A 6388-nucleotide genomic window follows, 5' to 3' on the forward strand; every position below is an offset into this window, starting at 1 on the left:
GCATGATGCCCCGACCCGCGCGTTGACGGCATGAGCGCCCCGCTCGGCACGGACCTCGCGCGGCCGCGCCTGCCGCGCGCGATCTGGGCGCTCGGCTGCGTGAGCCTGCTGATGGATATCTCCTCGGAGATGATCCACGCGCTGCTGCCGGTCTTTCTCGTCGTCACGCTCGGCGCCGGCACCGAGATGGTCGGGCTGATCGAAGGGGTGGGCGAGGGCACGGCCTCGATCGTCAAGGTGTTCTCGGGCTGGCTCAGCGACCGGCTCGGCCGGCGCAAGGCGCTGGCCGTCGCCGGCTATGCGATGGGGGCGCTGTCGAAACCCGTCTTCGCGCTCGCCCCGGCGGCGGGCTGGGTGCTCGGCGCGCGCGTGTTCGACCGGATCGGCAAGGGGGTGCGCGGGGCGCCGCGCGATGCGCTGGTGGGCGATCTCGCGCCGCCCGGGATGAGCGGGGCGGCGTTCGGCCTGCGCCAGTCGCTCGACACGGTGGGCGCCTTCGCCGGCCCGCTGCTCGCGATCGTGCTGATGGCGGCGAGCGGCGACGATATCCGCCTCGTCTTCTGGCTGGCGCTGCCCTTCGGCCTTGCCGCCGTGCTGCTGCTCGCGGTCGCGGTGCGCGATCCGCCGCGCAAGGCGAGCCACCGGCCCGCGCGCCTGCCGCTGCGGCGGAGCGAATTCGTCCAGCTCGGCCCGCGGTTCCGTGCCGTCGTGCTCGCCGGCGCGGTGCTGACGCTCGCCCGCTTCGGCGAGGCGTTCCTCGTGCTGCGCGCCCGCAGCCTCGGCCTGCCGCTGGCGCTCACCCCGGCGGTGCTGGTGGTGATGAACGTGGTCTACGGGCTTGCGGCCTATCCGGCCGGGCGGCTGGCGGACCGGCTGGACCGGCGGGGCGTGCTGGCGGCCGGATTCGGGGTGCTGGTGCTCGCCGATCTGTGCCTCGGCTTCGCGCCGGGCCTTGTGGTGGGCATGGCCGGCATCGCCCTGTTCGGCCTGCATATGGGGCTGACCCAGGGCGTGCTGTCGGCGCTGGTGTCGGACGCGGCGCCGGAGACGGCGCGGGGCACGGCGTTCGGCATCTTTCACCTCGCCGGCGGGGTGGCGCTGCTGGCGGCGAGCCTGCTCGCCGGCGTGGCGTGGAGCCTGGCCGGGCCGGCGGCGACCTTCCTGGCCAGCGCCGGCTTTGCCGTGATCGGGCTCGTCTTGCTCTTCGCGCTGGTGGATGCCGGCCACGCGCGCGCGCGGTAACGGGCGCCTCAGCCGGCGCCGCCGGCGCGCGGCAGCAGATCGTGCCGTTCCAGCGCCGCCCGGAAGGCGGCGACGATATCGCCGGTGATCCGCGCCGAGATGAAGCGTTCGCCGGCGTCGAACCAGAGATTGGCCAGCAGCCCCAAGATCTCGTCTTTCTGCGCGATGGCGAGAAGGGCGGCCACCCGCCGGCCGAGTGCCGGGCGCAGCGTTTCGGGGTCGAGTTGCCCCGCGGGCCAGGGCAGGATGCCGGCATGGCCGCCGGGCGCCGGGCCGAGACTGTCGGGGATCACCGGCAGCCAGTAGGCGGCGGGCGGCGTCGCGCCGTCTACCGTGGGCAGGGGGGCGCCATCGGCATCGAGCGCGTGGCGTTGCCGCTCGGCGAGGCTCCAGCCGTCGAAGAGCGGGTTGTCGGCGCGCAGGATCAGCACGCGGCGCAGATAGTCGCGCATGTTCAGCCGGCCGAGCATGAAATCGTGGACCCGGAAGGCCCGGCAGAAGAAGCCGCCGAAGGCGTGCAGGACGGTGGTGGCGGCGGCGGCGGCGCCCGCCGTCTTGCGGTCCGGCCGGACCGGCACGAGCTGGAAATGGCTGAAGATCCGCGGGTCGGCCATCATGTCGAGATCGGCGGTGAGGTAGTTGGCGCCGGCCTCCATCGCTCCGAGCGCGGCGAGGCCGATGCCGCCCATCCCGCCCGCCACGCGGCCGGGCGCGCGGGGCTGGTGCAGCGTGGGGTCGATCAGCAGCAGGGCGCGCCGCGCCGCGTCCGGCCCGGGTTCGAGCGGGGCGGCCATGCCGGCGAGTTCGCGATGCGCGAGCAGGACCGGATTGTTGTCGAACACGCCGCCATCGATGCCGGTGAAGCCGACCTGCCCGCCGGTGGTCGGCAGGCTGGACCAGTCGGGGACCAGCGGCTCGCAGATCGCGCCGGAGGGCGTCCGCAGCACATGCGGGCGATAGCGGTACTGCGCGGCCGGGCGGGTGAGCGCGCGGGGCCGCAGCGCCATCGGGTAGGCGCCGCCGGCCAGCGCATATTGCATCAGCGTGCCGAAATCGGCGAAGCCCTCGCCGGACGGGTTCATGCCGATCCAGAATTCGTCCGGCCGCCGCGCGCCGGCGGGGTCGGCGGCGATGCCGCTCGCGGGCAGCGCGAAGCGGGCGTAGTCGGCGTGCTGGGCGTAGTTTCCGCCCGTCCAGCCGGTGAAGGCCGGGACGTCGAACCGGTAGGGAATGCCCTCGACATTGGTGACGGACAGGATCATCCGGTACGGGTCGGGCAGATAGGCGCGGCCGAACCCGTTGGGCGTTTCGCCATAGCGGACCATGTCCCGCGCGATCTCGTCGAGGCGCCGGCAGTTGAGCAGCGAGGCCGCCGTCCCGCCCGCGAGGTCGGACGGGTCGAGAAAGGCGAGGCCGTCGACCCGGTTGACCCAGACATCGAAGAGCGGATTGTCCGGCATCGCGGCGGTCGCCATCAGGGCGGCGAAATCGTCCGGCATCGGGTGATGGGCCTTGCGGGCGTAAAGGCCGAGAATCCCCGCCGTGATGCCGCCGCCGGAACAGCCGGTGACGATCGGCAGGCGAACCCGGTGCGGCGGGTCGGTCGCCTCCCAGGCGTCGAGCAGTTCGACCAGCGCGTCGAGCGCGCCGGCGGTATAGGCGCCGGCCGAGACGGTGCCGCCGAGCACGAGGCCGAGTTCGAAGGTGCGCGGCGGCGGCGGCGGGCGCTCCAGGGGGAAATACCGGGCGAAGCCGGGCGGCGGGGCGGGCGCCGCCAACGGCGCGTCATCATCGTCCATCGAAGGATCCCCTTCAGCCGCCCGGCGGGGGCGGCTGCGCCATGTGTAACAAGTCGAAACGAAATTCGCCAGTCGCCGGAACGCATTTCGCCGGACCGCATTGTAACCCGATCGGACGACTGCGTTGCCCCTGATTCTGCTCTAGCCTGCGGGCATGACGACATCGAACGGAGGGCCGGTGATGAAGGCCGCAAGTCTCGATACCTCGGTGCAGCGGGCGCATGAGTGGCTGCATGAAATCGCCGGCGAACTCGGCTTCGACAACGAGCGGGCGGCCTATGCGGCGCTGCGGGCGACGCTGCACGCCGTGCGCGACCGGCTGCCGGTCGGGCTGGTGGCCCATTTCGGCGCCGAGATGCCGACCATCGTGCGCGGGGTCTATTACGAGGGCTGGCATCCGTCGCCGGAGCGCCTGCGCGCCGCGCACAATCGCGATTTCGCCGAGGCGTTGCGCGCGGAACTCGCCGGGCATGACGAGTTGCAGGATGTCGGGCGCGTCGCCGGCGCGGTGATCCGCGTGATCGAGCGGCGGATGGCGCCGGGGCAGCTCGCCCACGTGGTCGAGGCGCTGCCGCGCGGGGCGCGGGCATTGTGGGCGGCGGCGCAGGCCGCGCCGGGCTGAACCCCGCCCCATGTTCCGCGACCGCGCCGATGCCGGGCGCCGCCTCGCGGCCCGGCTCCGCCACCTGCGGCACCGCCATCCCGTCGTGCTCGCCCTGCCGCGCGGGGGCCTGCCCGTCGGGTTCGAGGTGGCGGCGGACCTGGAGGCGCCGCTCGACATCGTCATCGTCCGCAAGATCGGCGCGCCGGACCAGAAGGAACTCGCCATCGGCGCCGTCGCCGAGGGCGATCCGCCGCTGGTGTATCTCGACGACGGGCTGATCCGCGCGCTGGCGGTGCCGGCGCGCTATGTCGAGGCCGAAACCGCGCGCCAGATCGAGGAGATCGCGCGCCGTCGGGCGGTGTATGGCGCGGGCCGGACGCGGGTGCCGGTGGCCGGCGCCGCGGCGATCGTCGTCGATGACGGGATCGCGACCGGGGCGACGATGCGCGTCGCGCTGCGCGCCATGCGGGCGCTGCGGCCGGCGCGGCTCGTGCTCGCCGTGCCGGTCGCGGCGCCCGACTCGCTGGCGGCGCTGCGCCCGCTGGCGGACGAGATCGCCTGCGTGGAGACGCCGGCCTCGCTCGGCGCGGTCGGCGCGTTCTATCTCGATTTTCCCCAGCTCGAGGACGGCGAGGTGACCGCCATCCTCGCCCGCGCCGCGGCGCGGCCTCAGCGCAGCGGCGGCAGCGCGTAGAGGGCGAGGCCGAGTTCGGCGAGGATCAGCGCGACGATGTACCACTCGACCCGCAGGCTGCTGCGCGCCTGGACGAGGCCGAGCAGGGTCTCCACCGTCCGGCCGGCGAGATCGAGCTTGCGGTCGAGCGCGCGGTCGCGCTCGCGGAGCTCGTATTCCTCGGCGAGATGCAGGTGCAGGCGCTCGAGTTCGGGATGGTCCCAGAGCAGTTCGGGCTTTTCCGCCGTCTCGGCGCGGCCGACCATGCGGTGCTGGATGCCGAGGACGACGCCGATCTGCCGCAGCAATACCCGCCCGCGCGCGTTCACCCGGCCCCGCGCCCGCAGTTCCGCGGCGAGCGGCTCGATCCGGTCGAACATCCCGGCCATCACCGTTTCGTAACGCGCCAGCACCAGGCTCTTCGCCAGCACGTCGGCGATCAGTTGCAGATGCTCGATCGCGCAGTGCGGCAGCGCGATGGCGCCCTCGTCGCCGGCCGGCGGCGGCCCGGGGCCGATCCGCAGGCGGGCCGTCTCGGTCTCGGGGCTGGCGAAGGGCTCGGCGACGAAGGGCGCGAGCGCGGCGAGAAGGCGGGCCGTTGCCCCCTCGTCGGCGCCGAACAGCACCGCGGCGCCGTAGCGGAACAGGACCGCGACGCCGCCGGCCGCCGGAAGCGCGAGCGCGAGCGGCGCCGTCGCCAATGGCTTCGCCCGGTCGAGCCGCCGCAGGTCCAGCCGCTCGCCGAGCAGCAGCGCCCGGACCGCGATGTCGCCCCGCGCCGCCAGCGCCGCGATCGCGTCCGCCGCGGCGGGGAGGGGAGGGTCAGCCGGCATCGTGGCAGGCGGCGATCGCCCGGGCGAGCGGCTCGGCGGCGTCGAGGACCGTCAGCCGCGCCCTGGCCGCCCCGGCGAGGCGAAACGGCGGCACCGTGCTGCTGACCACGATGCTCTCGAACAGGCCGGCGGCGAAGAGGTCTTCGGCGCCGCCGGTGAACAGGCCGTGCGCGGCGGCGGCGTGGATTTCGGCGGCGCCGGCCTCGCGGCAGGCGCGGGCCGCGCGCAGCAGCGTGCCGCCGGTGCTGATCAGGTCGTCGACGATGATGGCCACGCGGCCGCGCACGTCGCCGGCGAAGAGCGTGCCGGTCACCACCCCGCCGGAGCGGTGCTTTTCCATGAAGGCGGCGCTCACCGGCGCGCCGCGCAGGGTTTCGAGCGCCTCGCGGACCTGTTCGGCGCGCTTGGCGCCGCCGGTATCCGGCGACACCACCACCGCCGGAACCCGGCGCAGCAGGGGCGCGAAATGCGCGGCGAACAGCGGCGCGGCGGGGACGTGCAGGCTCGGGCAGCGGAAGGCGTTCTCGAACGCGGCGAGGTTGTGCACCTCCAGCGTGATCACCTGGCCGATGCCGACCGCCTCGAACATCGCGGCGACGTAGCGGGTGGTGACGGGATCGTTGGTCTTGGTCCGCCGGTCCTTCCGCGCGTAGCAGAGATAGGGCGCCACCGCGGTGACGCGCGCGGCGCCGGCATCGCGCAGCGCGCCGCAGAAGAACAGCAGGCGGCAGAGCCGGTCATTCGCGGAATCGCCCTCGCCGCCGTGCAGGGTGTGCAGCACGAAGGCGTCGTGGCCGCGCACGTCCTGCAGCGGGCGGGCCTTGTGCTCGCCATCCTCGAAGTCGCGCTCCTCGTGCGCGGCGAGGGTGATTTCCAGCCGGGCGGCGACCTGTTCGGCGAGCGGTCGGCTGCCATGCAGGCCGAACAGCGAGAGCGGGGCGCGGGTCATGGGGATGTCCTTTTCGCGGCATCGGGCGGGCGCCAGGCGGCGGCATCCGGCGGCACCGGACCCAGGCTCCACAGCCCCTCGAACGGCGCGGCGTGGGCGGTGGCGAGGGCGAGGGCGCGGGCGCGGGTGGCTTCGTCGCCGAACGCCGCATCGATCACGACCGAGCAGCCGGCGGCGAGGGTTTCCGCCGCCTCGTGCCAGGCGGCGTCGCCCGCCGCATCCGGCCTCACGATCCGCGCGCCGGGCGCGGGCGCGGCGCGGCCGGCGCATGCCGCGGCACGGTGGCTC

6 protein-coding genes and 1 pseudogene are annotated in these 6388 nt (G+C 74.3%); 3 read left to right on the top strand and 4 right to left on the bottom strand.

Annotated features, from left to right (window positions below; genetic code table 11):
• The first annotated feature begins 30 nt into the window (after positions 1–30).
• The gene (locus RT91_RS11225) at positions 31–1242 is read left to right on the top strand and encodes an MFS transporter (protein ID WP_012039788.1); all 1212 of its coding nucleotides are present in this window, start codon (positions 31–33) and stop codon (positions 1240–1242) included.
• Positions 1243–1250: 8 nt separating this feature from the next.
• Here RT91_RS11225 and RT91_RS11230 read toward each other — a convergent pair whose 3' ends face one another.
• Positions 1251–3041, bottom strand: a complete 1791-nt coding sequence (locus RT91_RS11230) for a patatin-like phospholipase family protein (protein ID WP_035187344.1) — start codon at positions 3039–3041, stop codon at positions 1251–1253.
• Positions 3042–3222: 181 nt separating this feature from the next.
• Between RT91_RS11230 and RT91_RS11235 the strand changes: the two genes are divergently transcribed.
• Entirely contained in the window at positions 3223–3663 is a 441-nt protein-coding gene (locus RT91_RS11235; protein ID WP_007423744.1) for a DUF2267 domain-containing protein, read from the top strand.
• Between the two features lie 10 nt (positions 3664–3673).
• A complete protein-coding gene (locus tag RT91_RS11240) occupies positions 3674–4339 on the top strand; it encodes a phosphoribosyltransferase (RefSeq protein WP_035187346.1) in 666 nt (221 codons plus the stop codon).
• Here RT91_RS11240 and RT91_RS11245 read toward each other — a convergent pair.
• The 3 genes and pseudogenes from RT91_RS11245 to RT91_RS11255 all read right to left on the bottom strand — a co-directional run.
• Positions 4315–5151 carry an RMD1 family protein gene (locus RT91_RS11245; protein ID WP_035187348.1) on the bottom strand — a complete coding sequence of 279 codons (837 nt, stop codon included), beginning with the start codon at positions 5149–5151 and terminating at the stop codon, positions 4315–4317. The two genes, RT91_RS11240 and RT91_RS11245, sit on opposite strands and share 25 nt — an antisense overlap.
• Positions 5141–6100, bottom strand: a complete 960-nt coding sequence (locus tag RT91_RS11250; protein WP_035187350.1) for a ribose-phosphate pyrophosphokinase — start codon at positions 6098–6100, stop codon at positions 5141–5143. Before RT91_RS11250 ends, RT91_RS11245 begins: the two co-directional genes overlap by 11 nt.
• Positions 6097–6388, bottom strand: a pseudogene (locus RT91_RS11255) (hypothetical protein); the annotation flags it as partial. The gene RT91_RS11250 and the pseudogene RT91_RS11255, both read right to left, overlap by 4 nt.

The sequence above is a fragment of the Acidiphilium sp. JA12-A1 genome, from assembly GCF_000724705.2.
In the GTDB taxonomy this organism is placed as follows: domain Bacteria; phylum Pseudomonadota; class Alphaproteobacteria; order Acetobacterales; family Acetobacteraceae; genus Acidiphilium; species Acidiphilium multivorum.

Coding starts and splice junctions, on each gene's coding strand:
- RT91_RS11250 (WP_035187350.1), bottom strand. CDS start 6,100: ATGACCCGCGCCCCGCTCTCGCTGTTCGGCCTGCATGGCAGCCGACCG.
- RT91_RS11235 (WP_007423744.1), top strand. CDS start 3,223: ATGAAGGCCGCAAGTCTCGATACCTCGGTGCAGCGGGCGCATGAGTGG.
- RT91_RS11240 (WP_035187346.1), top strand. CDS start 3,674: ATGTTCCGCGACCGCGCCGATGCCGGGCGCCGCCTCGCGGCCCGGCTC.
- RT91_RS11230 (WP_035187344.1), bottom strand. CDS start 3,041: ATGGACGATGATGACGCGCCGTTGGCGGCGCCCGCCCCGCCGCCCGGC.
- RT91_RS11245 (WP_035187348.1), bottom strand. CDS start 5,151: ATGCCGGCTGACCCTCCCCTCCCCGCCGCGGCGGACGCGATCGCGGCG.
- RT91_RS11225 (WP_012039788.1), top strand. CDS start 31: ATGAGCGCCCCGCTCGGCACGGACCTCGCGCGGCCGCGCCTGCCGCGC.